This window comes from Staphylococcus simiae (assembly GCF_017357005.1).
Classification (GTDB): domain Bacteria; phylum Bacillota; class Bacilli; order Staphylococcales; family Staphylococcaceae; genus Staphylococcus; species Staphylococcus simiae_A.
Map to the genome: position 1 here is coordinate 981,158 of NZ_CP071589.1, position 26,909 is coordinate 1,008,066.

General features: G+C 31.8%; 26 protein-coding genes. 18 read left to right on the top strand and 8 right to left on the bottom strand.

The annotated features are described in order from the left end of the window. The first annotated feature begins 5 nt into the window (after positions 1–5). Positions 6–668 (top strand): potassium channel family protein, encoded by a 663-nt coding sequence (locus J3R86_RS04455; protein WP_095092643.1) that lies wholly within the window; start codon positions 6–8, stop codon positions 666–668. A 313-nt stretch (positions 669–981) separates the two neighbouring features. After that, the gene (locus J3R86_RS04460; RefSeq protein WP_207518228.1) at positions 982–2,679 is read left to right on the top strand and encodes an IS1182 family transposase; all 1,698 of its coding nucleotides are present in this window, start codon (positions 982–984) and stop codon (positions 2,677–2,679) included. On the opposite strand, the gene rnjA is transcribed toward J3R86_RS04460, so the two are convergent. The 3 genes from rnjA to def all read right to left on the bottom strand — a co-directional run bounded on the left by rnjA (position 2,654) and on the right by def (position 5,854). Beyond that, positions 2,654–4,336: a ribonuclease J1 gene (gene rnjA / locus J3R86_RS04465; RefSeq protein ID WP_207518229.1), complete on the bottom strand. Its 1,683-nt coding sequence runs from the start codon at positions 4,334–4,336 to the stop codon at positions 2,654–2,656. The genes J3R86_RS04460 and rnjA overlap by 26 nt on opposite strands. After that, entirely contained in the window at positions 4,336–4,554 is a 219-nt protein-coding gene (locus J3R86_RS04470; RefSeq protein WP_207518230.1) for a DNA-dependent RNA polymerase subunit epsilon, read from the bottom strand. Before J3R86_RS04470 ends, rnjA begins: the two co-directional genes overlap by 1 nt. Positions 4,555–5,302: 748 nt before the next feature. Continuing rightward, entirely contained in the window at positions 5,303–5,854 is a 552-nt protein-coding gene (gene def / locus J3R86_RS04475; RefSeq protein WP_207518515.1) for a peptide deformylase, read from the bottom strand. Positions 5,855–6,209: 355 nt separating this feature from the next. Here def and J3R86_RS04480 point away from each other — a divergent pair, with 355 nt between their 5' ends. The 14 genes from J3R86_RS04480 (at position 6,210) to J3R86_RS04545 (ending at position 20,733) form a co-directional block, all read left to right on the top strand. Further along, a complete protein-coding gene (locus J3R86_RS04480; RefSeq protein ID WP_207518231.1) occupies positions 6,210–6,836 on the top strand; it encodes a YkyA family protein in 627 nt (208 codons plus the stop codon). A 173-nt stretch (positions 6,837–7,009) separates the two neighbouring features. Continuing rightward, a complete protein-coding gene (gene pdhA, locus J3R86_RS04485; protein WP_207518232.1) occupies positions 7,010–8,122 on the top strand; it encodes a pyruvate dehydrogenase (acetyl-transferring) E1 component subunit alpha in 1,113 nt (370 codons plus the stop codon). Positions 8,123–8,125: 3 nt separating this feature from the next. Then, entirely contained in the window at positions 8,126–9,103 is a 978-nt protein-coding gene (locus tag J3R86_RS04490) for an alpha-ketoacid dehydrogenase subunit beta (RefSeq protein WP_002465241.1), read from the top strand. Positions 9,104–9,192: 89 nt separating this feature from the next. Continuing rightward, on the top strand, positions 9,193–10,482 hold the full coding sequence (locus J3R86_RS04495) for a dihydrolipoamide acetyltransferase family protein (protein ID WP_207518233.1): 1,290 nt from the start codon (positions 9,193–9,195) through the stop codon (positions 10,480–10,482). A gap of 3 nt (positions 10,483–10,485) precedes the next feature. Next, positions 10,486–11,892, top strand: coding sequence for a dihydrolipoyl dehydrogenase (gene lpdA / locus J3R86_RS04500; RefSeq protein WP_002465239.1), 1,407 nt, complete (start codon positions 10,486–10,488; stop codon positions 11,890–11,892). Between the two features lie 267 nt (positions 11,893–12,159). Continuing rightward, on the top strand, positions 12,160–12,435 hold the full coding sequence (locus J3R86_RS04505; protein ID WP_207518234.1) for a UPF0223 family protein: 276 nt from the start codon (positions 12,160–12,162) through the stop codon (positions 12,433–12,435). Positions 12,436–12,575: 140 nt separating this feature from the next. Beyond that, positions 12,576–13,115 (top strand): helix-turn-helix domain-containing protein, encoded by a 540-nt coding sequence (locus J3R86_RS04510; RefSeq protein ID WP_207518235.1) that lies wholly within the window; start codon positions 12,576–12,578, stop codon positions 13,113–13,115. A 12-nt stretch (positions 13,116–13,127) separates the two neighbouring features. Then, positions 13,128–14,222, top strand: a complete 1,095-nt coding sequence (locus J3R86_RS04515) for an ABC transporter ATP-binding protein (protein WP_207518236.1) — start codon at positions 13,128–13,130, stop codon at positions 14,220–14,222. Continuing rightward, the gene (locus J3R86_RS04520) at positions 14,215–15,012 is read left to right on the top strand and encodes an ABC transporter permease (RefSeq protein ID WP_207518237.1); all 798 of its coding nucleotides are present in this window, start codon (positions 14,215–14,217) and stop codon (positions 15,010–15,012) included. The genes J3R86_RS04515 and J3R86_RS04520 overlap by 8 nt, the downstream gene beginning before the upstream one ends. Positions 15,013–15,017: 5 nt before the next feature. After that, positions 15,018–15,827, top strand: a complete 810-nt coding sequence (locus J3R86_RS04525; protein ID WP_207518238.1) for an ABC transporter permease — start codon at positions 15,018–15,020, stop codon at positions 15,825–15,827. Continuing rightward, complete coding sequence (locus tag J3R86_RS04530) at positions 15,827–16,900, top strand: ABC transporter substrate-binding protein (RefSeq protein WP_207518239.1); 1,074 nt, start codon at positions 15,827–15,829, stop codon at positions 16,898–16,900. Before J3R86_RS04525 ends, J3R86_RS04530 begins: the two co-directional genes overlap by 1 nt. 73 nt (positions 16,901–16,973) lie before the next feature. After that, entirely contained in the window at positions 16,974–18,020 is a 1,047-nt protein-coding gene (auxB, locus tag J3R86_RS04535) for a lipoteichoic acid stability factor AuxB (protein ID WP_207518240.1), read from the top strand. Positions 18,021–18,752: 732 nt separating this feature from the next. Beyond that, positions 18,753–20,039: a group II intron reverse transcriptase/maturase gene (gene ltrA / locus J3R86_RS04540; RefSeq protein ID WP_207518516.1), complete on the top strand. Its 1,287-nt coding sequence runs from the start codon at positions 18,753–18,755 to the stop codon at positions 20,037–20,039. 271 nt (positions 20,040–20,310) lie between these two features. After that, complete coding sequence (locus J3R86_RS04545; protein ID WP_207518241.1) at positions 20,311–20,733, top strand: DUF4064 domain-containing protein; 423 nt, start codon at positions 20,311–20,313, stop codon at positions 20,731–20,733. A gap of 139 nt (positions 20,734–20,872) precedes the next feature. Here J3R86_RS04545 and J3R86_RS04550 read toward each other — a convergent pair whose 3' ends face one another. Together J3R86_RS04550 and J3R86_RS04555 are read right to left on the bottom strand one after the other, a co-directional pair. After that, a complete protein-coding gene (locus J3R86_RS04550) occupies positions 20,873–22,222 on the bottom strand; it encodes an Nramp family divalent metal transporter (RefSeq protein ID WP_207518242.1) in 1,350 nt (449 codons plus the stop codon). Between the two features lie 119 nt (positions 22,223–22,341). Continuing rightward, entirely contained in the window at positions 22,342–22,956 is a 615-nt protein-coding gene (locus J3R86_RS04555; RefSeq protein ID WP_207518243.1) for a YktB family protein, read from the bottom strand. Between the two features lie 148 nt (positions 22,957–23,104). On the opposite strand from J3R86_RS04555, the gene J3R86_RS04560 reads away from it, so the two are divergent. Continuing rightward, positions 23,105–23,929: an inositol monophosphatase family protein gene (locus J3R86_RS04560; RefSeq protein ID WP_207518244.1), complete on the top strand. Its 825-nt coding sequence runs from the start codon at positions 23,105–23,107 to the stop codon at positions 23,927–23,929. Positions 23,930–23,992: 63 nt separating this feature from the next. On the opposite strand, the gene J3R86_RS04565 is transcribed toward J3R86_RS04560, so the two are convergent. Continuing rightward, positions 23,993–24,184, bottom strand: coding sequence for a DUF5325 family protein (locus tag J3R86_RS04565; RefSeq protein ID WP_002462701.1), 192 nt, complete (start codon positions 24,182–24,184; stop codon positions 23,993–23,995). Between the two features lie 101 nt (positions 24,185–24,285). Here J3R86_RS04565 and typA point away from each other — a divergent pair, with 101 nt between their 5' ends. Further along, complete coding sequence (gene typA / locus J3R86_RS04570) at positions 24,286–26,133, top strand: translational GTPase TypA (protein WP_207518245.1); 1,848 nt, start codon at positions 24,286–24,288, stop codon at positions 26,131–26,133. Positions 26,134–26,182: 49 nt separating this feature from the next. On the opposite strand, the gene J3R86_RS04575 is transcribed toward typA, so the two are convergent. Then, on the bottom strand, positions 26,183–26,350 hold the full coding sequence (locus J3R86_RS04575) for a DUF2197 domain-containing protein (protein WP_207518246.1): 168 nt from the start codon (positions 26,348–26,350) through the stop codon (positions 26,183–26,185). 1 nt (position 26,351) lies between these two features. Further along, positions 26,352–26,834 (bottom strand): hypothetical protein, encoded by a 483-nt coding sequence (locus tag J3R86_RS04580; RefSeq protein WP_207518247.1) that lies wholly within the window; start codon positions 26,832–26,834, stop codon positions 26,352–26,354. Between the last annotated feature and the right edge of the window lie 75 nt (positions 26,835–26,909).

Consider the following 26,909-nt stretch of genomic DNA (forward strand, 5'->3'; position numbering starts at 1 on the left):
TATCTATGGGTAAAGAATATGTAGTAATAGGTTTAGGTCGTTTTGGTGGAAGTATTGTAAGAGAATTAAATGCATTAGATATGGATGTAATGGCGATAGATTATGATGAAAATAGAGTGAATGAGTATAGCGATATTGCAACACATGCGGTGGTTGCAGATACCACAGATGAAGCAGTGATGAAAAGTTTAGGTATTAGAAATTTTGATCATGTCATTGTTGCTATAGGTGAAAATATCCAATCTAGTACTTTAACAACATTGATATTAAAAGAACTAGGTGTAAAAAAAGTTACTGCAAAAGCACAAAATGACTATCATGCTAAAATATTAAATAAAATAGGTGCAGATACTGTTGTACATCCAGAGCGTGATATGGGTCGTAGAATTGCACATAATGTTGCAAGTGCGAGTGTACTTGATTATTTAGAATTAGCAGATGAACATTCAATTGTTGAATTAAAAGCTACTGAAAAAATGGCAGGGCAATCAATTATTGAATTGGATATTAGAGCGCAATATGGCATAAATATTATTGCTATAAAAAGAGGAAAAGATTTTATAATTTCACCTAATCCTAACTTGAATTTAGAAATAGGGGATATTCTTATAATGATTGGTCATGATAACGATTTAAGTCGTTTTGAAAAAAACATAGCTACAAAATAAAGATTTAATACTAAGTCCAACTATATAACAACCAAAAATAAGAGGCTGGGACATAAATCCCAAAAATAATAGCACAAAGATGATTTTATTGTTAAATCGTCTTTGTGCTTCTTTATGTTCAATACTCCGTATTGTAGTTTCGCGTTCCTAGGGTGCTGTCTCAGCCTGTAGTCTTCGACTAGCACTGCTCCCTCAGGAGTCTTCACTACAATACTTCGTTTTTTATGTAATTTTACATGTAAATACTTCAAAAAAATAAGACACTTTCGTATAATTTAATAAATACCAATAAACCAAATTAACGAGGTGTCTTATGTATAAAGATTATAACATGACTCAACTTACACTACCAATGGAAACTTCAGTAAAAATTCCTCAAAATGATATTTCAAGATACGTTAATGACATAGTTGAAAGCATACCAGATAGAGAATTCGACGAATTCAAACATTATCGTGGTGCGACTTCATATCATCCAAAAATGATGTTAAAAATTATTCTATATGCCTACACACAATCTGTATATTCTGGAAGAAAAATAGAAAGATTACTCAATGATAGTCTTCGTATGATGTGGTTGTCTCAAAATCAAACACCTTCATATAAAACAATTAATCGATTCAGAGTCAATCCTAAAACAGATGCCTTAATTGAATCTTTATTTATCCAATTTCATAGTCAGTGTCTAAAGCAAAATCTTATTGATGACCAAGCTATTTTTATCGATGGAACCAAAGTCGAAGCTGATGCCAATAGATATACGTTCGTATGGAAGAAAAGTATTTTAAATTATGAAACAGATATAAACGAAAATTCAAAAACAATCTATCAAGAATTAGTAAAGGATAAAATTATACCAGAGATTATAGAAGATAAAGATACTGATTTATCAAAAGAAGATATTGATTTAATCGGTAGTCACTTGGATAAAGAAATCGAAGATTTAAATCAACAAATTGATAATGAAACACAACCAGAACTAAGAAAGCAAACTCGTCAAAAAAGAACTAAAATAAAAAAAGTTAAAAAGAAATTTGATGATTATTCTGACCGAAAGTCGAAGTACGAAGAACAAAAAGCAATTCTTCAAGACCGTAATAGTTATTCTAAAACAGACCATGACGCTACTTTTATGAGAATGAAAGAAGATCATATGAAAAATGGACAACTTAAACCAGGATACAATTTACAAATAGCGACAAATTCGCAATTTGTTTTATCATATAATGTCTACCAAAATCCAACAGATACTAGAACTTTAATACCATTTTTAACTTTAATTAAAGAAACCTACGGTTATTTACCTGAGTATATTGTCGCTGATGCTGGTTATGGTAGTGAACAAAATTACATGGCTATTATCGATGATTTTAATAGAACACCATTGATTACATATGGAATGTTTATTAAAGATAAAACTAAAAAATTTAAAAGTGACATTTTTAATACTCAGAACTGGGATTATGATGAAATCAACGATGAATTTATTTGTCCAAATCAAAAACGATTAGGATTTAAACGATATGCTTATCGTAATGATAAATATGGATTCAAAAGAGATTTTAAATTATATGAATGTGATGATTGTACAGATTGTCCACTCAAACATCAATGTATGAAATCAAAGTCAAAAACAAATAAAAAAATAATGAAGAATTATAATTGGGAGTATTTTAAATCTCAAGTAAATCAAAAGCTTTCTGAGCCAGAAACGAAAAAAATCTATAGTCAAAGAAAAATTGACGTAGAACCTGTTTTTGGATTCACGAAGGCTATTTTGGGGTTCACTCGAATGTCAGTTCGAGGACTCGATAAGGTTAAACGTGAACTTGGATTTGTATTAATGGCAGTTAACATAAGGAAGCTAGCAGCTCAAGGAGCTGTTTATTTCAAAATTAATAATGAAAAAGACAATTTCTATCAATTTTCAATAGAAATTGTCTTTTTTACTTTCACCAAGAACTTAATGTCCCAGGCTCTTATTTTTATTTGTCTTCATTTACTTTCATAATAACTGGTAGAATCATTGGTTTTCTAGCAGTTTTCTCGAATAAATAAGGTTGTAGAGTTTCGATAATAGAAGACTTAATTTGATGCCATTGAATATCTTTGTTTTGATTTAACTTAGCAATAACATCAGTTTTAATTTTACGTTGAGCATCGTAAATGAGTTGACCAGATTCTCTCATGTAAACAAAACCGCGAGAGATTATATCTGGACCAGATAATAATTTGTTAGTCTTGAAATCAATACTAACTACAACAATAACAAGTCCCTCTTCTGATAATAGTTTACGATCTCTGATAACTACATTACCGATATCTCCGATGCCACTACCATCAACTAAAACATTGCCAGATGGGATACGTCCAGCTTTACGTGCAGAATTATGAGTTAAAGCTAAAACATCACCAATATCAAAAATAAAGACATTATCTTCATCAACACCACATTGAACACCAGTTTCACCGTGTGCTTTCAACATACGATACTCACCATGAATTGGTAAGAAGTATTTAGGTTTAATTAATCTAAGCATTAATTGTTGATCACCTTGAGAACCGTGACCAGATGTATGAATATTAGAAATCTTACTATGAATCACATCTGCGCCAGCTTTATATAAAGCATTGATTGTTCTATTTATACTTTTAGTATTACCAGGTATTGGTGAGGAACTAAATACTACCGTATCTTCAGGTATAATTTTAATTTGTTTGTGTGTACCATTAGCAATTCTTGATAATGCAGCCATAGGTTCACCTTGAGAACCAGTACAAAGAATTAATAATTCATGTTTAGGTACTGTATTAATTTTATTGGGTTCAATAAAAGTTTCAGGCGGTGCTTTAATATAACCAAGTTCCATACCGATTTTGATATTGTTTTCCATTGAACGACCAAATGTTACAATTTTACGGTTATGTTTGACTGCTGCTTCAACAGCTTGTTGTACTCTATAAATGTTAGAAGCAAATGTTGCGAAAATGATACGACCTTTACAGTTACGGAATATCTTATCAACATTTTGACCTACTTCACGTTCACTTAAAGTAAAGTCTGGAACTAAAGCATTCGTAGAATCAGAAAGTAAACAAAGCACACCTTCTTCTCCTAATTGAGCCATTTTAGCTATATTTGCAGGTTCGCCAACTGGTGTAAAATCAAATTTAAAATCACCAGTATGAACAATTTTACCTTCAGGTGTATCAACAATAACACCATAAGCTTCAGGAATACTATGTGTTGTTAAATAGAATGAAATATTAAAGGATTTAGACTTAATTTCACTATCTTCATTGATTTCATGTAACTCAGCAGTTCTTAATAAATTATGTTCTTCTAATTTATTTCTAATTAAACCTAGAGCTAAAGGTCCACCATAAATAGGAACATTAATTTGTTTTAATAGGAAGGGCACTCCACCTATATGATCTTCATGGCCATGTGTTATTACTAATGCCACGATTTTGTCTTGGTTTTGTTCAAGATAAGTATAATCAGGAATGACATAGTCAATACCTAACAAATTGTCATCAGGGAATTTAATACCTGCATCAATGATCACAATTTCATCTTTATATTCGATAGCGTAGGTATTTTTACCGACTTCTCCTAAACCACCAAGAGCATATACACCTACTTCATTTTGATGTAGTTGCTTCATTATTCAGCATTCTCCACATTAAAATGATCTGAGTTTTCTTTTTCGTAATCTAAATGTGTGCCCTCTAATTTAGTTATAAATTCAATATTGAAATTACGATCTTTTAAGTAACGTCGTACTTGTTCTTCTGTTTGTGCTTCAACATAAAGCGATTGAGTGTTTTCACGTACAATTACTTCATCTCTATTATGTTGATAAAAAACTTTAAATACTGCCATGTTAAAATTCCTCCTAAGAATATCTGTTTATTTATAGTTAATCCTAGTAAATATGGATGTACCTTTAAATTCTATGCTATAACTTTTAGCTGTTTGAAATTCTTTAATTTAAAGAGTAATCGTCATTTCACTTCATGTTACTAGGGTAATCTTGTCGTTCAATTTTGAAAATTAGACAAAATATCTAAAATTTCAGTTACGTATTATTTTACATGATGAAACGCAATAAATAAAGCAGTTTATCTTATTGATAGACTAGGATTAAAGAATTTGAACAACAATAAATCATCTAGTAAATTTTATTATTAACAGTAAAAATAATAAACATTAGTTCAACATTTATATATAAGCGAGATATTTTTTAAAGATATAGTAACAAATATAATGTTAAATTTTAGACTGAAAATTTTTAGCATCATAGATATGAAGTAAAGAATTGCTAATATAATATATAGAACTTCAACATCAATAACACTGTAACAACATACTCGGTTAACATAGAGACTATGTTAACAATTATTTTATTAATAGAATGAACAAGCAGTAACTATTATTATTCAAGGAGTCGGTGAGATTCATTATCAAACATGCACTAGTGTGGATTTAACATTAATAAACAAGACGAACACCTACGATATTATTTGTTACTTTTTCTTAATTAGAAGGAAATTTTAGAGTGCAAAAAAGCTTGGAGCGTTTATAATCAACTCCAAGCTAAAAATTTCTATTCCTAAATAACTAATTATCTTTATACTTCGACAGCGTCTGGATGTGGTTGCAATGGGTGGTCTTTATCAATATGATCATAGAACATAACACCATTTAAATGGTCGATTTCATGTTGAAAGACAATCGCAGGATATCCTTTTAAACGAAGATTAATATCATTGCCGTCAATATCTTTGGCTTTAATTGTAACTCTATGATGACGATGTACTAATCCAGGAATATTTTCATCAACACTTAAGCAACCTTCACCTGTAGGTAAGTAAGCTTCTTGAATACTGTGACTCATAATTTTAGGATTCACTAACATATAATCATATGATTTGCCATTACCATCATCAGGAAGATAAACTGCAATCATTCTTTTGGCAACATTAATTTGTGGCGCAGCTAGGCCTACACCAGATCGAAGACCGTAGCGTTTGGAGATTTCATCATCTTGACTATTAATCAAGAATTCTCTCATTGCTTTTAAAGTTTCTTTATCTTCATTAGAAATAGGGAGCGTTACTTCATCTGCTTTTAAACGAAGTGTTGGATGTCCATCTCTAATAATATCTTTCATAGTTAACAAACTAAACACCTTCCTTTTCATCATTATAATCATTTGTTTTCTTATGATCATTCATTTTTATAGTTTTTAAGATTTGTGTTATATTAACCACTTAAATGTCTAGTGACTAACATATGAATTTCTAAGGACCTACTATTTTAATTGTATCGCCTTTAGAATTAGCGTATGCTTGAACCATAATTGATATAATAAATATTAATCTAACTTAAAAAGTATAGTATAGAGAATAGCAGTGTCAATAGTTATGTTTTTAGTTATCTTAAATTAATAATGATTGTATGACATTTAATTCTGAATTGATTTTTATGATTAAATTATTTATGATTGATTTTATATAGTAAGTGGAGGTACCATAATGAAATTTGGAAAAATATTAGGAGCAGTTCTTGCATCAAGTATATTACTTGCAGGATGTACAACAGATAAGAAAGAAATTAAAGCATACTCAGATCAAGTTCAAAAAGCATTTGATGATGAAAAACCTATTAATTCTATTAGTAAAAAAATAAATTCCTTAGAAGAGAAAAAGAAAAAATTATCCACTAAAGTTAATAGTCAAGATCCACAAGTTAGAGAAAAAACGGCAACAGAATTAGTAGATAATGCAGATAAACGTTTAAAAGAGTTTAAAAAAGAAGAAGATAAAATAGATGAATCTCAAAAAGATTTTAAAAAAGCTGAAAAATATATAGATAATATTAAAAATGATACTAAGAAAAAAGAAGTAGAAGAATTAGATAATGCCTTAAAAGATAAATATAAAGCACATGAAGAATATGCATCAGCATATAAAAACGGTATTAAAGCTGAAAAAGCATTATTTAAATATCTTAATCAAGATAATGCAACTCAATCTGGTGTAGATGAGAAATCTAAGGATGTTGAAAAGGCATTCAAAAAAATGAACGAGAAATTTAATAAGTATGCTAAAGCAATGAACAAAGTTACAAAAGAAAAGCAAGATGTGGATCAATTAAAATAATAAATTAGACTGATACAGATATGGTGAAACAACTAACACAGTTGCTCATATCTGTATCTTTTATATTAAAACAGAACTTTTTCAAATAGTTTAACAGTATTAATTTTTTATGGTACAATTAACAAGGATAAAATGAATTTCTATACAATTATGGGAAAGGTATGGTGAATTGAATGGCTCCTAAGTTACAAGCCCAATTCGATGCAGTAAAAGTTTTAAATGATACTCAATCGAAATTTGAAATGATTCAAATTTTAGATGAGAATGGTAACGTCGTAAATGAAGACTTAGTACCTGATCTAACAGATGAACAATTAGTTGAATTAATGGAAAGAATGGTTTGGACACGTATTCTAGATCAACGTTCTATTTCATTAAACAGACAAGGACGTTTAGGTTTCTATGCACCAACTGCTGGTCAAGAAGCATCTCAACTTGCGTCTCAATATGCATTAGAAAAAGAAGATTATATTTTACCGGGATACAGAGATGTACCACAAATTATTTGGCATGGTTTACCATTAACAGAGGCATTCTTATTCTCAAGAGGTCACTTCAAAGGAAATCAATTCCCTGAAGGCGTTAATGCGTTAAGTCCACAAATCATTATTGGTGCACAATATATCCAAACAGCTGGTATTGCATTTGCACTTAAAAAACGTGGTAAAAAAGCAGTAGCTATCACTTATACTGGTGACGGTGGTTCTTCACAAGGTGATTTCTATGAAGGTATCAACTTTGCATCAGCATACAAAGCACCTGCTATTTTCGTAATTCAAAACAACAACTATGCTATTTCTACACCAAGAAGTAAACAAACTGCAGCTGAAACATTAGCTCAAAAAGCAATTGCTGTAGGTATTCCTGGTATTCAAGTTGATGGCATGGATGCACTAGCTGTATATCAAGCAACTAAAGAAGCACGTGATCGCGCAGTAGCTGGTGAAGGTCCAACATTAATCGAAACAATGACATATCGTTATGGTCCACATACAATGGCTGGTGACGATCCTACTCGTTACAGAACTTCAGATGAAGATGCTGAATGGGAGAAAAAAGACCCATTAGTACGTTTCCGTAAGTTCCTTGAAAATAAAGGTTTATGGAATGAAGAAAAAGAAAATGAAGTAATCGAACGTGCTAAAGCAGATATTAAAGCAGCTATTAAAGAGGCAGATAACACTGAAAAACAAACTGTTACTTCTCTAATGGAAATTATGTATGAAGATATGCCTCAAAATTTAGCAGAACAATATGAAATTTACAAAGAGAAGGAGTCGAAGTAAGCCATGGCACAAATGACAATGGTTCAAGCGATTAATGATGCGCTTAAAACTGAACTTAAAAATGACCAAGATGTATTAGTTTTTGGTGAAGACGTTGGTGTTAACGGCGGTGTTTTCCGTGTTACTGAAGGATTACAAAAAGAATTTGGTGAAGATAGAGTTTTTGATACACCATTAGCTGAGTCAGGTATCGGTGGTTTAGCATTAGGACTAGCAGTAGAAGGCTTCCGCCCAGTAATGGAAGTTCAATTCTTAGGCTTCGTATTCGAAGTATTTGATGCAATTGCTGGTCAAATCGCACGTACTCGTTTCCGTTCTGGTGGTACAAAAACTGCACCAGTAACTATCCGTAGCCCATTTGGTGGTGGCGTTCATACACCTGAGTTACACGCTGATAACTTAGAAGGTATCTTAGCACAATCACCTGGTCTTAAAGTTGTTATTCCTTCTGGTCCATATGACGCTAAAGGTTTATTAATTTCTTCAATTAGAAGTAATGATCCAGTTGTATACTTAGAACATATGAAATTATATCGTTCATTCCGTGAAGAAGTTCCTGAAGAAGAATATACAATTGATATCGGTAAAGCTAGTGTGAAAAAAGAAGGTAACGATATTTCATTAATTACTTATGGCGCAATGGTTCAAGAATCAATGAAAGCTGCAGAAGAACTTGAAAAAGAAGGATATTCAGTAGAAGTTATCGATTTACGTACTGTGCAACCAATCGATATTGAAACTTTAGTTGCTTCAGTTGAAAAAACTGGCCGTGCTGTAGTAATCCAAGAAGCACAACGTCAAGCTGGTGTTGGAGCACAAGTAGTAGCAGAATTAAGTGAACGTGTCATCTTATCATTAGATGCACCAATCGGACGAGTTGCTGCAGCTGATACAGTTTATCCATTCACTCAAGCTGAAAATGTTTGGTTACCAAATAAAAATGACATCGTAGAAAAAGCTAAAGAAACTTTAGAATTTTAATATAATAACTAAAAATGATAACGTATGTTAAATCGTATTTAACTAAACGTAAAAATGATAAATTTACGAAATTTTAGGAGGGCAAAAACGTGGCATTTGAATTTAGATTACCCGATATCGGGGAAGGTATCCACGAAGGTGAAATTGTAAAATGGTTTGTTAAAGCTGGAGATACTATCGAAGAAGATGATGTGTTAGCAGAAGTTCAAAACGACAAATCAGTTGTAGAAATTCCTTCACCAGTGTCAGGTACTGTTGAAGAAATATTAGTTGAAGAAGGAACTGTAGCAGTAGTAGGAGATATTATTGTAAAAATTGATGCTCCTGATGCTGAAGAAATGCAATTTAAAGGACATGACTCAGACGATTCAGCTAAAGAAGAAGTAGCACAAGAGGAAGCGCCAGCACAAGCAACTCAAGCAGCTACTCAAACTGAAGAAGTTGATGAAAGTAAAACAGTTAAAGCAATGCCTTCTGTACGTAAGTATGCACGTGAAAAAGGTGTTAACATTAAAGCTGTTTCAGGTTCAGGTAAAAATGGTCGTATTATAAAAGAAGATGTAGATGCCTACTTAAATGGTGGTGCACCAGCAGCTTCTAATGAATCTGCGGCATCAAGTAATGAATCTGCAACTGAAACAACATCAGCACCAGCAGCTGTGTCAACAGAGGGTGAATTCCCAGAAACAACTGAAAAAATCCCTGCAATGCGTAAAGCAATTGCTAAAGCGATGGTTAATTCTAAACATACGGCACCTCACGTTACATTAATGGATGAAATTGATGTTCAAGAGCTTTGGGATCACCGTAAGAAATTTAAAGAAATTGCTGCTGAACAAGGTACTAAACTAACATTCTTACCTTACGTTGTTAAAGCACTTGTTTCTGCATTGAAAAAATATCCAGCACTTAATACTTCATTCAATGAAGAATCTGGTGAAATCGTGCATAAACATTACTGGAATATCGGTATTGCAGCTGATACTGAAAGAGGTTTATTAGTACCAGTTGTTAAACATGCAGACCGTAAATCTATGTTCCAAATTTCAGATGAAATCAATGAATTAGCTGTTAAAGCTCGCGATGGTAAATTAACTGCTGATGAAATGAAAGGTGCTACATGCACAATCAGTAATATCGGTTCAGCTGGTGGACAATGGTTCACTCCAGTTATCAATCACCCAGAAGTAGCAATCTTAGGAATCGGCCGTATTGCTCAAAAACCAATCGTTAAAGATGGTGAAATCGTTGCAGCACCAGTATTATCATTGTCTCTAAGTTTCGACCACAGACAAATTGATGGTGCAACAGGTCAAAATGCAATGAACCACATTAAACGTTTATTAAATAATCCAGAATTATTATTAATGGAGGGGTAAAACATGGTAGTTGGAGATTTCCCAATTGAAACAGATACTATTGTAATCGGAGCAGGTCCTGGTGGATATGTAGCAGCAATTCGTGCAGCGCAATTAGGACAAAAAGTAACAATCGTTGAGAAAGGTAATTTAGGTGGTGTATGCTTAAATGTTGGTTGTATACCTTCAAAAGCATTACTACATGCATCTCATCGTTTCGTTGAAGCGCAACATTCAGAAAACTTAGGTGTTATTGCTGAAAGTGTTTCTTTAAAATTTGACAAAGTTCAAGAATTTAAATCATCTGTAGTTAATAAATTAACTGGTGGTGTTGAAGGTTTACTTAAAGGTAACAAAGTTGATATCGTTAAAGGTGAAGCTTACTTTGTTGACAGTAACAGCTTAAGAGTTATGGATGAAAAAAGTGCTCAAACTTATAACTTCAAAAATGCAATCATTGCAACAGGTTCAAGACCGATTGAAATTCCTAATTTCAAATTTGGTCAACGTGTTATTGATTCAACTGGTGCCTTAAATTTACAAGAAGTTCCTGGTAAACTTGTTGTAGTTGGTGGCGGTTATATCGGTTCAGAACTTGGTACTGCTTTTGCTAACTTTGGTTCAGAAGTTACTATTTTAGAAGGCGCTAAAGATATCTTGGGTGGTTTCGAAAAACAAATGACTCAACCTGTTAAAAAAGGTATGAAAGAAAAAGGCGTTGAAATCGTTACTGAAGCTATGGCTAAATCAGCTGAAGAAACAGATAACGGTGTTAAAGTAACATATGAAGCTAAAGGTGAAGAACATACAATTGAAGCTGACTATGTATTAGTTACAGTTGGACGTCGTCCAAATACTGATGAACTTGGTTTAGAAGAATTAGGTCTTAAATTCGCTGATCGCGGTTTATTAGAAGTAGATAAACAAAGCCGTACTTCAATTAGCAATATTTATGCTATTGGTGATATCGTTCCAGGTTTACCACTTGCTCATAAAGCAAGCTATGAAGCTAAAGTTGCTGCTGAAGCAATTGATGGTCAAGCTGCTGAAGTGGATTATATTGGTATGCCAGCGGTATGTTTCACTGAACCAGAATTAGCTACTGTTGGTTATTCTGAAGCACAAGCTAAAGAAGAAGGCTTAGCTATTAAAGCTTCTAAATTCCCATATGCAGCTAATGGTCGTGCTTTATCATTAGACGATACTAATGGTTTCGTTAAGTTAATCACACTAAAAGAAGATAATACATTAATCGGAGCGCAAGTCGTAGGTACTGGTGCATCTGATATGATTTCTGAATTAGGATTAGCTATTGAAGCTGGTATGAATGCTGAAGATATCGCTTTAACTGTACATGCTCACCCAACATTAGGTGAAATGTCAATGGAAGCTGCTGAAAAAGCAATTGGATATCCAATTCACACTATGTAATTAGCTTTTCATTAATATAAACATTGATTTTTTAAGAGTTGCAGTTGTTACTGCAACTCTTTTTTTAGCATGTTATAATACAAAATTGAAGTGTTTCTATATATCATTTCTATGTATGGTTTTGTAATAATATGCGAAAATCATATAAAGTAAATCACTATGTTACTGACTATAGAAAGTTAGTCATTTAATCAAATATGCACAAATCATTTTACAACAACTCCAAGGATTCACTATAAACTATATAACATTAAAGAGGTGATTATAATGGAATACCAATATCCAATAGATTTAGATTGGTCAAATGATGAAATGATGACAGTTATTAATTTTTTCAATAAAGTTGAGCAATACTATGAAAGTCAAGTTAGAGGTCAGGAATTAATGGACGCATATAAGCAGTTTAAAAAGATAGTACCTGGTAAAGCTCAAGAAAAACAAATATTTAATGAATTTGGACAAGCTAGTGGTTATAGTAGTTATCACGCTGTAAAAGATGTCAAAAATCATCCAGAACAAACAATGTTTAAAAAGAAAGTATAAAGTGTAAATTATGCCAGTAAAATTTAATTAATTAAATAAAAACTATTGCTAATAAAGCTATAGTTTGGTAACTTTATCAAGTGTTAAACAAAAAGTTTGATAAAAGTAAACCTTACTATAGCTTTTTTGGTGGTGAATAAATGAAGATTGGTAATAAAATTAAAAATTTAAGACGCATAAAGAATTTAACTCAAGAAGAGTTAGCCGAAAGAACAGATTTATCAAAAGGCTATATTTCACAAATAGAAAGCGAACACGCTTCTCCTAGTATGGAGAGTTTTTTAAATATAATTGAAGTACTTGGTACCACACCAAGTGAATTCTTTAAAGAAGAAGAAAGACAAAAAATTCTTTATAAAAAATGTGATCAAGTAACGTATGATGAATATGATGAAGGTTATATTTTAAAATGGTTAGTATCAAAATCGAATGAATATGACATGGAACCACTTATATTAACCATACGACCTGGTTGTTCATATAAAAGCTTTAATCCTTCTAACTCAGATACATTTATATATTGTTTACAAGGAGAGATTACTTTAAACATTGGGGATCAAGTATACAAAGCATATGAAGAAGATGTATTATATTTTAAAGCATTGGATAAACATCGCTTATCTAATGAATCAACTGAGGAAACTCAAATATTAATTGTAGCGACAGCTTCATATTTGTAGGGAGGATCTTAAATGGAACCATTATTATCATTTAAATCTGTTAGTAAAAGTTATGATGATTTAAATATTTTAGATGAAATTGATATAGATATAGAATCGGGCCATTTTTATACACTTTTAGGTCCTTCAGGCTGTGGAAAAACAACTATTTTAAAGTTAATTGCAGGTTTTGAATATCCTGATAGTGGAGAAGTTATTTATCAAAATAAAGCTATCGGAAAATTACCGCCTAATAAACGAAAAGTAAATACTGTATTCCAAGATTATGCACTTTTTCCACATTTAAATGTCTATGATAATATAGCGTTTGGATTAAAACTCAAAAAATTACCAACAAAAGAAATAGATAAAAAGGTTACAGAAGCATTAAAATTAGTTAAATTATCTGGTTATGAACAACGTAACATCAATGGGATGAGTGGTGGTCAAAAACAACGTGTTGCCATTGCACGCGCCATTGTAAATGAACCTGAGATTTTATTGCTAGACGAGTCATTATCAGCATTAGATTTAAAATTACGTACTGAAATGCAATATGAATTAAGAGAACTACAATCGCGACTTGGCATTACTTTCATTTTTGTAACCCATGATCAAGAAGAAGCACTTGCGCTTAGTGATTATATCTTTGTTATGAAAGATGGCAAAGTTCAACAATTTGGTACACCTACTGACATCTATGATGAGCCAGTAAATCGTTTTGTTGCTAACTTTATCGGTGAGTCTAATATCGTCGAAGGGCATATGGTCAAAGATTATGTTGTTAATATTTATGGTCAAGACTTTGAATGTGTTGATATGGGAATACCGACTAATAAAAAAGTAGAAGTAGTCATTAGACCAGAAGATATTTCATTAATTGAAGCTTCAAAAGGTTTATTTAAAGCTACGGTTGACTCTATGCTATTTAGAGGTGTGCATTATGAAATTTGCTGCATAGACAAAAAAGGTTACGAATGGGTGATTCAGACTACTAAAAAGGCTGAAGTTGGAAGTGAAGTAGGTTTATACTTTGATCCTGAAGCCATTCACATCATGGTACCTGGTGAAACAGAAGAAGAATTTGATAAACGTATTGAAAGTTATGAGGAAGTCGATCATGCGTAATACTAATAAATTATTATTAATTCCTTATTTATTATGGATGATTTTGTTTATTATTATTCCTGTTATGCTATTAGTCTATTTTTCTTTTATTGATGTAAATGGGCATTTTAGTTTCACCAATTACCAGCAAATTTTCACTCTAAAATATTTGAAAATGTTTGCTTACTCAATCTTGTATGCGGCATTAATCACTATAATCACTTTGGCTATAAGTTATCCAGCAGCATATTATATTACACGTTCAAAATTTCAAAATATTTTATTGATGATTATGATTATTCCTACATGGATTAATTTATTGTTAAAAACATATGCTTTTATTGGTTTATTAAGTCACGATGGTATTATTAATCAAGTATTTACTACTGTTCACTTACCAGCATTTAATATGTTATTTACTACTGGTGCATTTTTAGTGGTAGCAAGTTATATTTATATTCCATTTATGATTTTACCAATATTTAATAGCATGAAAGCAATTCCTCACAATTTATTACAAGCTTCGAGTGACTTAGGTGCCAATCCCTTTTATACTTTTAGAAAAGTGATTATGCCATTAACTAAAGAAGGCGTTATGACAGGTATACAAGTTACCTTTATACCATCTTTATCATTATTTATGATTACTAGATTAATTGCAGGTAATAAAGTAATTAATATTGGTACGTCTATAGAAGAACAATTTTTAACAATTCAAAATTACGGCATGGGTTCAACAATAGCTATTATTTTAATTGTCTTTATGGCATTTGTTTTAATTGTTACTAGAACATCAAATAGAAAGGAGTAAAACAAATGAAATGGTATGGAAAATTATACATTGGACTTCTTATTGCAATTTTATATGTACCAATATTCTTTTTAATGTTTTACTCCTTTAATTCTGCCGGTAATATGATACATTTTGAACATTTTACTTTAGAACATTATCAATCTTTATTTCAAAATGACCACTTAATGTCTGTCATATTTAATACTGTTGCTGTAGCATTGCTAGCAGCCTCAATTTCGACTATCATTGGTACATTTGGAGCTATAGCTATTTATTATTTAAGAAATATAAAATTTAAAGTAAGTTTATTAACTTTAAATAATGTTTTAATGGTGTCATCTGATGTTGTTATTGGTGCATCATTTCTAATTATGTTTACTGCTATTGGGCATTTTACGGGACTTGGTTTAGGTTTTTCAACAGTATTAGCATCGCATATCGCATTTTGTATTCCGATTGTTGTGATTATTGTCTTGCCACAATTATATGAGATGAATAGTAATATGATTGACGCAGCTAGAGATTTAGGAGCAACAGAAACACAATTATTATCTAATGTAATAATACCTAATATTTTACCGTCAATTATCGGCGGCTTCTTTATGGCCTTAACGTACTCTTTAGATGATTTTACCGTAAGTTTCTTTGTTACTGGTAATGGTTTTAGTGTATTATCTGTTGAAGTTTATGCAATGGCACGTAAAGGTATAAGTATGGAAATTAATGCTATATCTACTATATTATTTGCAGTCATCGTTATTGGTATTGTTGGCTATTATGTTATTCAATATCTACTCAACAATAAAAAACGTTTGAAACGAGGTGTAAAATAATGAAAAGATTTTTACAACTCATTATAGGTGCACTTATAGCAGGTATCTTATGTTTAACGATTAGTCATTGGTTTAAATCGAAAGAACAAGTACATACTAACCAGAAAATATACGTCTACAACTGGGGAGAATACATTGATCCTGCTTTAATTAAAAAATTCGAGAAACAAACAGGTATACAAGTTGTCTATGAAACATTTGATTCAAATGAAGCGATGGAAGCTAAAATTAGGAACGGTGGAACACATTATGATGTAGCATTTCCAAGTGAATATACTGTTCAAAAATTAAAACGTTCTAATTTATTATTACCAATTGATCATAAAAAAGTACCAAATATTAAAAATATGGATCCTGATTACATGAATATGTCATATGATCCACATAATAAATATTCTTTACCTTATTTTTTTGGTACAGTAGGTATTTTATATAATAAAGAGAAATATCCACATGACACGTTTGACAGCTGGAAATCATTATATAATCCTAAATTTAGTAATGATATTTTATTAGTTGATGGTGCTAGAGAAATAATAGGAATGAGCTTAAACAAACTTGGGTATAGTTTAAATGATAGCAACCCACAGCATATTAAAGCAGCAGAAAAAGATTTAAATCATCTTGTACCTCAAGTGAGAGGGGTTGTAGGTGATGAAATTACAATGATGATGGAACAAAATGAAGGTAATATTGCTGTCGTTTGGAGTGGCGTTGCTGCACCTCTTGTGCAACATAGCGATAAATACAATTACGTCATTCCTAAGGAAGGTTCGAATTTGTGGTTTGATAACATGGTCATCCCTAAAACAGCTCAAAATAAAGAAGGTGCCTATAAGTTTATGAATTTTTTACTAGATGCTCAAAATAGTAAACAAAACACAGAATGGGTAGGATATGCAACCCCTAACAAAGCTGGCAGAGCGTTATTACCTAAAGAAATAAAAGACGATCATCGATTTTATCCATCAAACAAAGAACAGCACAGACTTGAAGTTTATAAAGATTTAGGGCAACATGTATTAAGTGAGTACAATGAAAGCTTTTTAAACTTTAAAATGTCCTTGAAATAAAATGATTATTAGTAGTTATTTTTCTATTTATTAGTTATAATTACGGGATAAGTACTATAAGGAGTTGTAACGGATGTCTGGAGAGCAATATACTCAAATTAAACGTCCAGTAAGCCGACTAACTGAAAAAGTATTAGGTTGGTTAAGTTGGGTAATGCTATTGGTACTAACAATTATTACAATGTTTATCGCTTTAGTTTCTTTTAGTAATAATACATCAATAGCTAACTTAGAGAATGCATTAAATAATAATGAAATCGCACAACAATTGTTAGCAAATAATGGCTATAACACAACTCAATTTGTTATTTGGTTACAAAATGGTGTATGGGCTATTATTGTTTTCTTTATCGTATGTTTATTAATATCGTTCTTAGCATTAATATCAATGAATATACGCATTTTATCTGGTTTCTTATTCTTGATATCAGCAATCATTACTATACCATTAGTGTTATTAGTCGTAACTTTGATTATTCCAATTTTATTTTTCATCATAGCAATTATGATGTTTGTTAGAAAAGATAAAATTGAAACAATTCCTCAAGCATATTATGAACCATATGGACAACCTTATTATGATGAACGTGACAATGATTTTGTAACACATGGTTATGAACAGGGTCCATATCCTAATCAACAGCCAGAGTACCAATCAACAACTCATAATTATGAAGAAGCTAATCAAGTATACGAAGATGATGTAAATAAATATGATCAATTTCCTAAACGTGCAGTAGAAAGCGAGTACGCTACTGAACAGATATCATCTGAAGAACCAGCAGTATTATCAAGACAAGCTAAATATAATCAGAAGAGTAACGAAGAATTAGGAATTGACGATAGTCAAGATTATTATAACGAACCACAAATTGATCCTAAGGAGTTAAAAGCTCAACGAAAACAAGAAAAAGCAGAAATAAAAGCTAAGAAAAAAGAAAAGCGTAAAGCTTATAATCAACGCATGAAAGAACGACGAAAAAATCAACCTAGTGCCGTTAGTCAACGACGTATGAATTTTGAAGAACGTCGTCAAATATTTAGTCATGATACAAATCATCAACAAGATAATCATGTTGACGGTAATGATATAAAGACTGACGACCAAAATAAAAATTAATAGAATAACTAGAGGATTAGTAGTGTTATGATTTAACGCTACTAATCCTCTTTTTTTAGGAATGGCATAGTATTAATTATTGGCTCTTTTTTTATGGGAGTGGGACAGAAAGAATTGCTTCAAAGCAAATTATTTCGTTGAATCCAGCGTTACATATATAGAGCTACTTAGATTGTTAATCTTTAGTAGCTCTTATGCAATTGTTGCGCAGCAACCAATTGTAATCATTGTGCGCCCGGCATGGGTAATTACTAGACGGTGAAAGTCCGTTACAGGCTTGGTAGTAGGAACTGTTAGCGAAAGACAAGGGTGTCCATTGTGAAGTGGAATCTGAAGGAAGTCGGACGCAAACACTCGCACTGACGAACAGAAATATCATACAAGGCTATGTGGAATGGATGAATCTGCAATACAAGATAAAGTCCGATACTACCCGAGTTCTATATAGTAAATGATGCAGTGGAATGAGTGGAAAGTGGTTACTCTTACCCGGGGAGGTCTCATCAGCGATAAAAAAAATCGTAGTAATAACGAATGATGAGAAGTCAGCAGAGGTCATAGTAGGTAGAAATACTGAAGGACTGAACAATATTCATACAAAGTAAAGAATGGAGGTTAGAGATTTACAACGTACAGAATACAATTAATGATTGGCAACTCATAGAAAGATAAGTAGTGGAACGAAAAAGGATATATGAGTACGTACAGTAAATCTTAGGTGAAATGAAAGAAATGTATCGTGAGTCTCCATCTATGATGGAGCTTGTTGTAAGAGAGAATAATATACAAAAAGCAATTAAGAAAGTGAAGAAAAACAACGGTGCACCTGGCATCGATGGCATGCGAGTAAGTGAATTAACATCACATTTCACAAAATACTTTCCACAAATTAAACAAAAACTGCTTGATGGCACGTATAAGCCACAAGCAGTAAGAAAGGTTGAAATACCTAAATCAAATGGGAAAAAGCGCGTGCTTGGAATCCCTGTCGCAAGAGACAGAGTTATCCAACAAGCCATTAAACAAGTCATTGAACCTAGTATCGACCGTACTTTCTCAAAACACAGTCATGGCTTTAGACCGAATCGTAGTACAGGAACTGCACTTAAAGAATGTGCAACATACTATGAAGAAGGTTACTTAGTTGCAGTTGATTGTGATTTAAAACAGTGCTTTGATATGTTGAACCATGATAAATTAATGTATCTATTTGAACGACATGTTCAAGATAAAGCCATTTCTAAATTTATTCGTAGAAGCCTACAGGTTGGTGCAATCGACCTCAATGGTAATTATCGAAGTAGAGAAATAGGTGCACCGCAAGGTGGTGTTATTTCCCCGTTACTTTGTAATATTTATCTTCACGAATTAGATAATGAATTGGAGAAACGTGGTCATCGCTTTGTTCGTTATGCAGATGACTTCGTCATCTTTGTACGTACAAAACGAGCGGGTCAACGTGTCATGGAAAGTGTGACAAAGTTTATCGAAAAAGACCTTAAACTTATTGTAAATAGTGAAAAGAGCAAGGTAGGTTCTATCACACGTTTAAAGTTCTTGAGTTGTCTAATGACCAAAGTAAATGGCACTTATCGTTTCAGACCGACTATGGAAGCAAGAAGAAATTTAAAACGCACCTTAAGACGTCTAACGAAACGAAATAGACCAGGTACCTTTAAAGAGATTATATCAGAAATTAATCAAGTAACACGAGGGTGGATAAATTACTTTGGTAAAGGATTTATTACAGGTTTTGTAACGAAGTTACAATCATGGTTAAACCGACGCATTAGACAACTAATCCTCAAAAGATGGAAAAGAATAAAAACCAAATATAAGATGTTACGTAAGTATGGACTTGACCATAAGAGTGCAATGAAAATTGCCAATTCAAGAAAGAAATACTGGCGCTTATCATCAACGCATGAAGTTCATCGTGCACTTACAACAAAACGTCTCTACAAGTGGGGGTTAGAACCATTAACCCAACTCGCAGAGACGGCTTACGCAAGATATTGAACCGCCGAGTACGGAACCGTACGCTCGGTGGTGTGAGAGGACGGATAATCAAATAATGGTTATCCTCCTACTCGATTATGTTAGATTGTTAATCTTTAGTAGCTCTTATGCAGTTGTACTAATAGTATCAATTGTAATCCTTAAAAATATGTAGCAGATTTTCATCAAACTTATCCGTATAATTATTTTATATGTTAAGATGATTAATAATAAAGTATTAATGTTTCATCATTTTAAAATTAACTAATGATAAATAAAAGGAGCCATATAAATGAATAGAAAAACAGAAAAAATAATAACATGGATAGCGAATAGCTTAAGTTTGCTTTATTTTCTAATGATGCTAGTTTCATTTATTGCCCTGCGAAATAATCAATCTTCTGTATATAGCACGATTACTAAAGAACTAAACCAAACAAAAAATAGTATGTCACCAGAAATGTTAAGTGCTACTATAGGTATCTATGCTTTTTTAATATTATTTGCCTCAATCTATGCTTGTTTTAGTATTGTCTGTTTTAAAGAGCGTAAGATATTGGCAATAATATTATTAGCTATTGCATCAATGATTGGCTTAGTATCTTTTAACTTGGTTGCAGCAGTACTATGGTTAATCGTATTATTTATGTTAGCTTTCAAACAAGATAAAAAAACGACGCAATCGGTTAATGACGAATACATTTATACAAAATAATAAAGCATAACAAATACTATATATTTAAATGTAAACTATGATTAATATATTAACTAAAACACAAGAAAACCAACCGAGCTAATTTAATATCGGTTGGTTTTCTTTACTTAAATAATAATGAATTTTGCGTAGTAAAACTTTATAATTCTTGGAACGTTTGAATGATTAAATATACGTTTAAAATACTTAGTATAATGATTAAACTCCAAGAAATAATATTAACCCATGTTTTATTTATAAATGGTCCCATTAAATTTTTATTACTTGTAGCTAATTGTAAGGGTATTAAAGAAAATGGTAATGCAATACTTAAAAATACTTGGGAAAATACAAGTAATTGTTCAATTTTTTCAGCATTACCTTTAAAAATAATCAGACATATAATAACAGGTGTTACTGCAATTGCACGTGTAATTAGTCTTCTTAACCAATTTGGAATGTGTAAATTTATAAAACCTTCCATAACAATTTGACCAGATAACGTACCAGTGATAGTAGAATTTTGACCAGAGGCCAATAAAGCTACTGCAAATAAAGTACTCATCACAGCACCCATAGTTGCACCTAACACAGGTTCAGTTTTTAAAGCGTGATATAAGTCGTAAAAACCACCTAAGTCATCAGTTTTAGAACCAAAGAATAATGAAGCACCTAAAACTAATAACAAACAGTTAACAACAAAGGCAATTGACAATTGAATATTTGAATCAATTGTAGCAAATTTTATTGCTTGAGCTTTTTCTTTATTGCTATGTCTAGAATAAGTTCTAGATTGTACAATTGAAGAATGTAAATATAGATTGTGTGGCATGATTGTCGCACCAATAATGCCTAAAGCAATGTACAATATACCATTATTAGTTACAATTTCTTTATGTGGTATAAAACCATTTAATACTTCAGTTAATTGTGGTGAAGAAATATAAACTTCAAATATAAAGATGAAAAGCACTGTAAAGATTAAAGTACCAACAATAGCTTCAATTTTACGGAAGCCATACTTCATAATAAATAGTAATAAGAACACATCAAATACAGTAATTAATGCACCAACAATAAGTGGTATATCGAAAAGTAAATTTAATGCGATCGCACTACCAATAACTTCGGCAATATCAGTAGCAATAATTGCTAGTTCTGCAATAATCCAAAATATAACTGCAACAGGTTTAGATAGATAATGGCGTGTCATTTGTGCTAAATCAAAACCAGTTGCAATTCCTAATCTAACCGTCATACTTTGTAGTAACATGGCAGATAAACTAGATATAAGAATAACAAACAGTAAGGTATAGCCGTATTGAGCACCACCAGACATTGATGTAATCCAATTACCAGGATCCATATAACCTACAGCAACCAATAGTCCTGGACCTAAAAATGATAAAAACTTCTGTTTATTAGAACTCTGATAATCGAATTCAACAGTATTGTTTATTTCATCTAAACTAAGTTGTTCTTTATTGTTTAAATTTTTATTAACTTTCATTATGATTCACCTCAATTACTTATGAAAAATATATTAACCTAATAAAATGTTTAGGTCAACCTAAAATTTATATAATATAATTAAAGACCTGAAACAAATGAAGCTTCAGGTCAACAAAATTAAGCAGTATAAAATTTTAAGAAATGATTAAATGTGTCATCTAAGAAAGCTAAAAAAGCTTTATCACTTTTTAAATGTTCATCTTTGGGAGTAATATAACGTGCAACAAAGAACTCACCTTTTTTAACATTAATGGCACGTTGAATAGCTTCATTTAATTGTTCATCTGATAAATCTTTAATCAATGGCTTATCAGGTTTCATATGATCTAAACAAATACTATAATCCTCTGGTAATTGTTTAATATCATCAAAATGTTTTTCGAAAATTTTGGCTTGTTGTGCTTTATCTTTTGCTTCATGCATAATACCAAACATGACAAATAAATGATCTCTAAACAAACCAATTTGAAAGTGTGGTAACATTTTATAACCACGTTTATTAGGAGCGAAAGCAACCCAAGTATCTTTAGGAGGATTGACACTTCTACGTGCATGTTTGGCAACATGTGGATAAAATGTTTCTCCTGTTTGGCTTGTGAAAAAATCGCTATAATAATCGCCAAGTTGATTTAATTGAGGTCTAATATATTCATTTAATGCTTCCATTCTAGCATCAAGACCTTCAACATCAAAGGCTTTAAAATCTTTAGGTGAAAATGTATATTTTGTCATAATTTACCTCCAAGTCAATGTTTAAAAATATTGTAGCATATGATAATAACTATAGAAGATTAATACGCTTAACTTTTTATGAAATAATTCAAATATGTTAATTTTTAAAAAACTTGATGTATAATGTGTATGAATAGGAGATGATATCATGGCATTATACGAATTCGCTCATGTCTTAATATTGGAAGCGGGTATTAAAATAAGACAATTAATGGAGCAAGAACTAACTATCGACACGAAATCAAATCCCAATGATTTAGTTACGAATGTGGATAAAGCTACTGAAGTCTTTATAAATGATATGATTAAGAATACTTATCCAGATCACCAAGTGATAGGTGAAGAAGGGCATGGCCATGATATTAATAGTTATAAAGGTGTAGTATGGGTTGTTGACCCAATTGATGGAACATTGAATTTTGTTCACCAGCAACAAAATTTTGCAATTTCTATTGGTATATTTGTTGATGGACAAGCATATGCTGGTTTCGTTTATGATGTAATGAAAGATGAGTTGTACCATGCAAAAGTTGGTGAAGGTGCTTATTGCCAACATCAAAAATTAAAAAAATTAGAAAATACAGTCCTCAAAACAAGCATTATCGGTATTAATCCTAATTGGTTAACTAAACCTGTTTTAGGACCGATATTTAAAGAAATAGTTAATGATTCACGAAGTGCTAGAGCATATGGGAGTGCTGCCCTAGAAATTATTGCTGTTGCAACTGGTCAATTAGCAGCCTATATCACACCTAGATTACAGCCATGGGATTTTGCAGGGGGAATTATTATCTTGCAAGAAGTGCAAGGTACAGCAACTAATCTTTTGGGTGAACCATTATTAATTAGTTCACCTAATTCAGTGCTAATTGCTAATCCTAATGTTCACCAAGAAATATTAAATGATTATTTATACCCACACTTTAGTACACTAAAATCATTACATGAACATCGCTTTAACAATAAAAAATAAATTTTTAAAAGGGTATCAATACTATTTTAAAATAGCATCGATACCCTTTTAACTTGAAATGTTTTATAGCCAATCGTTTTTACGATATTTCTTTTTTAAAGAAAATCCAGCTCCAAATGTTGCAACAAGCAATACAAATGTTAAAATCATCATTGGGACATTTGCTGCACCAAGAGCAAAACTAAATAGTAATAAAAAAGTTACACCTAATATAGAAAATAGCCAAAAAATCTTTTTAGATTTTTTTTGTTCCATCCAATCCCCACCTTTTGCTTATCATTTCTCAATTATATGATATAATAAAAAAGTTGTAATTAAAAGTGGGATTTTACTTAAGAAAGAAGGAAATTAATTTTATGACTAATAAAAGAGAAGACGTACGTAATATAGCAATTATTGCGCACGTTGACCATGGTAAAACAACTCTAGTAGATGAGTTGTTAAAACAATCTGGTATATTTAGAGAGAACGAACATGTAGACGAAAGAGCAATGGACTCTAACGATATAGAAAGAGAACGCGGTATTACTATTCTTGCCAAAAATACTGCGGTTGAATATAAAGGAACACGTATTAATATTTTAGATACACCAGGACATGCTGACTTCGGTGGCGAAGTAGAACGTATTATGAAAATGGTAGACGGTGTTGTTCTAGTTGTCGATGCTTATGAAGGTACAATGCCTCAAACGCGTTTTGTACTTAAAAAGGCTTTAGAACAAAATTTAAAACCCGTGGTAGTAGTAAATAAAATAGATAAACCGTCTGCACGTCCAGAAGGCGTCGTTGATGAAGTGTTAGACTTATTTATCGAACTTGAAGCTAATGATGAACAATTAGAATTTCCAGTAGTTTATGCGTCAGCTGTTAATGGTACTGCGAGCTTAGATGCAGATAAACAAGATGAAAATATGCAATCTTTATATGAAACAATTATCGATTATGTACCTGCACCTGTTGATAACAGTGATGAACCATTACAATTCCAAGTTGCTCTATTAGACTATAATGACTATGTTGGTCGTATTGGTATTGGTCGTGTCTTCAGAGGTAAAATGCGTGTTGGTGATAACGTATCATTAATTAAATTAGACGGTTCCGTTAAGAACTTCCGTGTTACAAAAATGTTTGGTTACTTCGGTCTTAAACGATTAGAAATTGAAGAAGCGCAAGCAGGTGATTTAATTGCGGTATCAGGAATGGAAGATATTAACGTTGGTGAAACAGTTACACCACATGACCATCAAGAAGCATTACCAGTGTTACGTATTGATGAGCCAACGTTAGAAATGACATTTAAAGTTAATAATTCACCATTTGCAGGTCGTGAAGGTGATTTTGTTACAGCTCGTCAAATTCAAGAACGTTTAGATCAACAATTAGAAACAGATGTTTCATTAAAAGTTAAACCAACTGATTCACCAGATACATGGATAGTAGCTGGTCGTGGTGAATTACATTTATCAATTTTAATTGAAAATATGCGTCGTGAAGGATTTGAATTACAAGTTTCTAAACCACAAGTTATCTTGAAAGAAATTGATGGTGTAATGTGCGAACCATTTGAACGTGTACAATGTGAAGTTCCTCAAGAGAATTCAGGAGCAGTTATAGAGTCATTAGGTGCACGTAAAGGTGAAATGGTTGATATGACTACAACTGATAATGGATTAACACGTTTAATCTTTATGGTACCAGCTCGTGGTATGATTGGTTACACGACTGAATTTATGTCTATGACAAGAGGTTATGGTATTATTAACCATACTTTTGAAGAATTTAGACCACGTATTAAAGCTCAAATCGGTGGACGTCGTAACGGTGCTTTAATTTCAATGGATCAAGGTTCAGCTAGTACTTACGCGATACTAGGTTTAGAAGACAGAGGGGTAAACTTCATGGAACCTGGTACTGAAGTATATGAAGGTATGATTGTTGGTGAACATAATCGTGAAAATGACTTAACTGTTAATATCACTAAAACAAAACATCAAACCAACGTTCGTTCTGCTACTAAAGACCAAACTCAAACAATGAATCGTCCTCGTATTTTAACTTTAGAAGAAGCATTACAATTTATTAATGATGACGAACTTGTAGAAGTTACGCCACAAAGTATTCGTTTAAGAAAAACAATCTTAAATAAGAGTGTTCGTGAAAAAGAATCAAAACGTATTAAACAAATGCTACAAGATAACGAATAAGATAATTAAAAACGGAGCTAATCTATTAACGTAGGTTAGCTCCGGTTTTTTAATCTATGTGATTGTATTGTGGACGTTGCTTAGGTGTGTCTAGACGACTCTTACAATCATCACACATAAAAGTTCTTATTGGATTATTTTTAAGACGCTTAGCTTCAACAGTTTGTTCATCTATGTATACTTTAGTATCACAAATGATGCATTGAACTTGTCTCAATTTAAATCACCTCTATGTGAGTAACGTATTTAAATTGATTTGAATAACCGTCCTCTTGGTTATAAATAAAACTATCAACAGCATTATCGCTATATAAGCGTTTACCATCTTTAGCAAATTGGAAAAATAAATATGGTAGCAAATCAATTGGAATATCAATATGCGCTTTTTCATTAGATAGACGAATAATTTTAGCATCAATATGAGGTTCTGAATGTGTAAAAAATGGTGACATATTGATGACAAATGAATCTTCTAACACAGAACGTTTTCTATACTTAATTTCTGAGTTTAGAGTTGGTGGATTTGTTTGACCTTCTAAAATCGCTCGATTCCATTCGTGGTTATTATCGAAATCAACTGGTTTAGAACCATCAAAAACACCTTTTTCAAGGTCTTCGATGCGAACTTTTCTATCATCAAATATCCAAGTTGTACTATCTAAAGTGATAGGGAACTTTACAGCTCCTTTTATTTGTATCATTATCCCACTCCCTAAAATTTAATCTATGCTTATTTTAACATAAAATAGTCATGTCTCATTTTAAATCTACTTGCT

Coding starts and splice junctions, on each gene's coding strand:
- J3R86_RS04455 (WP_095092643.1), top strand. CDS start 6: ATGGGTAAAGAATATGTAGTAATAGGTTTAGGTCGTTTTGGTGGAAGT.
- J3R86_RS04460 (WP_207518228.1), top strand. CDS start 982: ATGTATAAAGATTATAACATGACTCAACTTACACTACCAATGGAAACT.
- rnjA (WP_207518229.1), bottom strand. CDS start 4,336: ATGAAGCAACTACATCAAAATGAAGTAGGTGTATATGCTCTTGGTGGT.
- J3R86_RS04470 (WP_207518230.1), bottom strand. CDS start 4,554: ATGGCAGTATTTAAAGTTTTTTATCAACATAATAGAGATGAAGTAATT.
- J3R86_RS04480 (WP_207518231.1), top strand. CDS start 6,210: ATGAAATTTGGAAAAATATTAGGAGCAGTTCTTGCATCAAGTATATTA.
- pdhA (WP_207518232.1), top strand. CDS start 7,010: ATGGCTCCTAAGTTACAAGCCCAATTCGATGCAGTAAAAGTTTTAAAT.
- J3R86_RS04490 (WP_002465241.1), top strand. CDS start 8,126: ATGGCACAAATGACAATGGTTCAAGCGATTAATGATGCGCTTAAAACT.
- lpdA (WP_002465239.1), top strand. CDS start 10,486: ATGGTAGTTGGAGATTTCCCAATTGAAACAGATACTATTGTAATCGGA.
- J3R86_RS04505 (WP_207518234.1), top strand. CDS start 12,160: ATGGAATACCAATATCCAATAGATTTAGATTGGTCAAATGATGAAATG.
- J3R86_RS04510 (WP_207518235.1), top strand. CDS start 12,576: ATGAAGATTGGTAATAAAATTAAAAATTTAAGACGCATAAAGAATTTA.
- J3R86_RS04515 (WP_207518236.1), top strand. CDS start 13,128: ATGGAACCATTATTATCATTTAAATCTGTTAGTAAAAGTTATGATGAT.
- J3R86_RS04520 (WP_207518237.1), top strand. CDS start 14,215: ATGCGTAATACTAATAAATTATTATTAATTCCTTATTTATTATGGATG.
- J3R86_RS04525 (WP_207518238.1), top strand. CDS start 15,018: ATGAAATGGTATGGAAAATTATACATTGGACTTCTTATTGCAATTTTA.
- J3R86_RS04530 (WP_207518239.1), top strand. CDS start 15,827: ATGAAAAGATTTTTACAACTCATTATAGGTGCACTTATAGCAGGTATC.
- auxB (WP_207518240.1), top strand. CDS start 16,974: ATGTCTGGAGAGCAATATACTCAAATTAAACGTCCAGTAAGCCGACTA.
- ltrA (WP_207518516.1), top strand. CDS start 18,753: ATGTATCGTGAGTCTCCATCTATGATGGAGCTTGTTGTAAGAGAGAAT.
- J3R86_RS04545 (WP_207518241.1), top strand. CDS start 20,311: ATGAATAGAAAAACAGAAAAAATAATAACATGGATAGCGAATAGCTTA.
- J3R86_RS04550 (WP_207518242.1), bottom strand. CDS start 22,222: ATGAAAGTTAATAAAAATTTAAACAATAAAGAACAACTTAGTTTAGAT.
- J3R86_RS04555 (WP_207518243.1), bottom strand. CDS start 22,956: ATGACAAAATATACATTTTCACCTAAAGATTTTAAAGCCTTTGATGTT.
- J3R86_RS04560 (WP_207518244.1), top strand. CDS start 23,105: ATGGCATTATACGAATTCGCTCATGTCTTAATATTGGAAGCGGGTATT.
- J3R86_RS04565 (WP_002462701.1), bottom strand. CDS start 24,184: ATGGAACAAAAAAAATCTAAAAAGATTTTTTGGCTATTTTCTATATTA.
- typA (WP_207518245.1), top strand. CDS start 24,286: ATGACTAATAAAAGAGAAGACGTACGTAATATAGCAATTATTGCGCAC.
- J3R86_RS04580 (WP_207518247.1), bottom strand. CDS start 26,834: ATGATACAAATAAAAGGAGCTGTAAAGTTCCCTATCACTTTAGATAGT.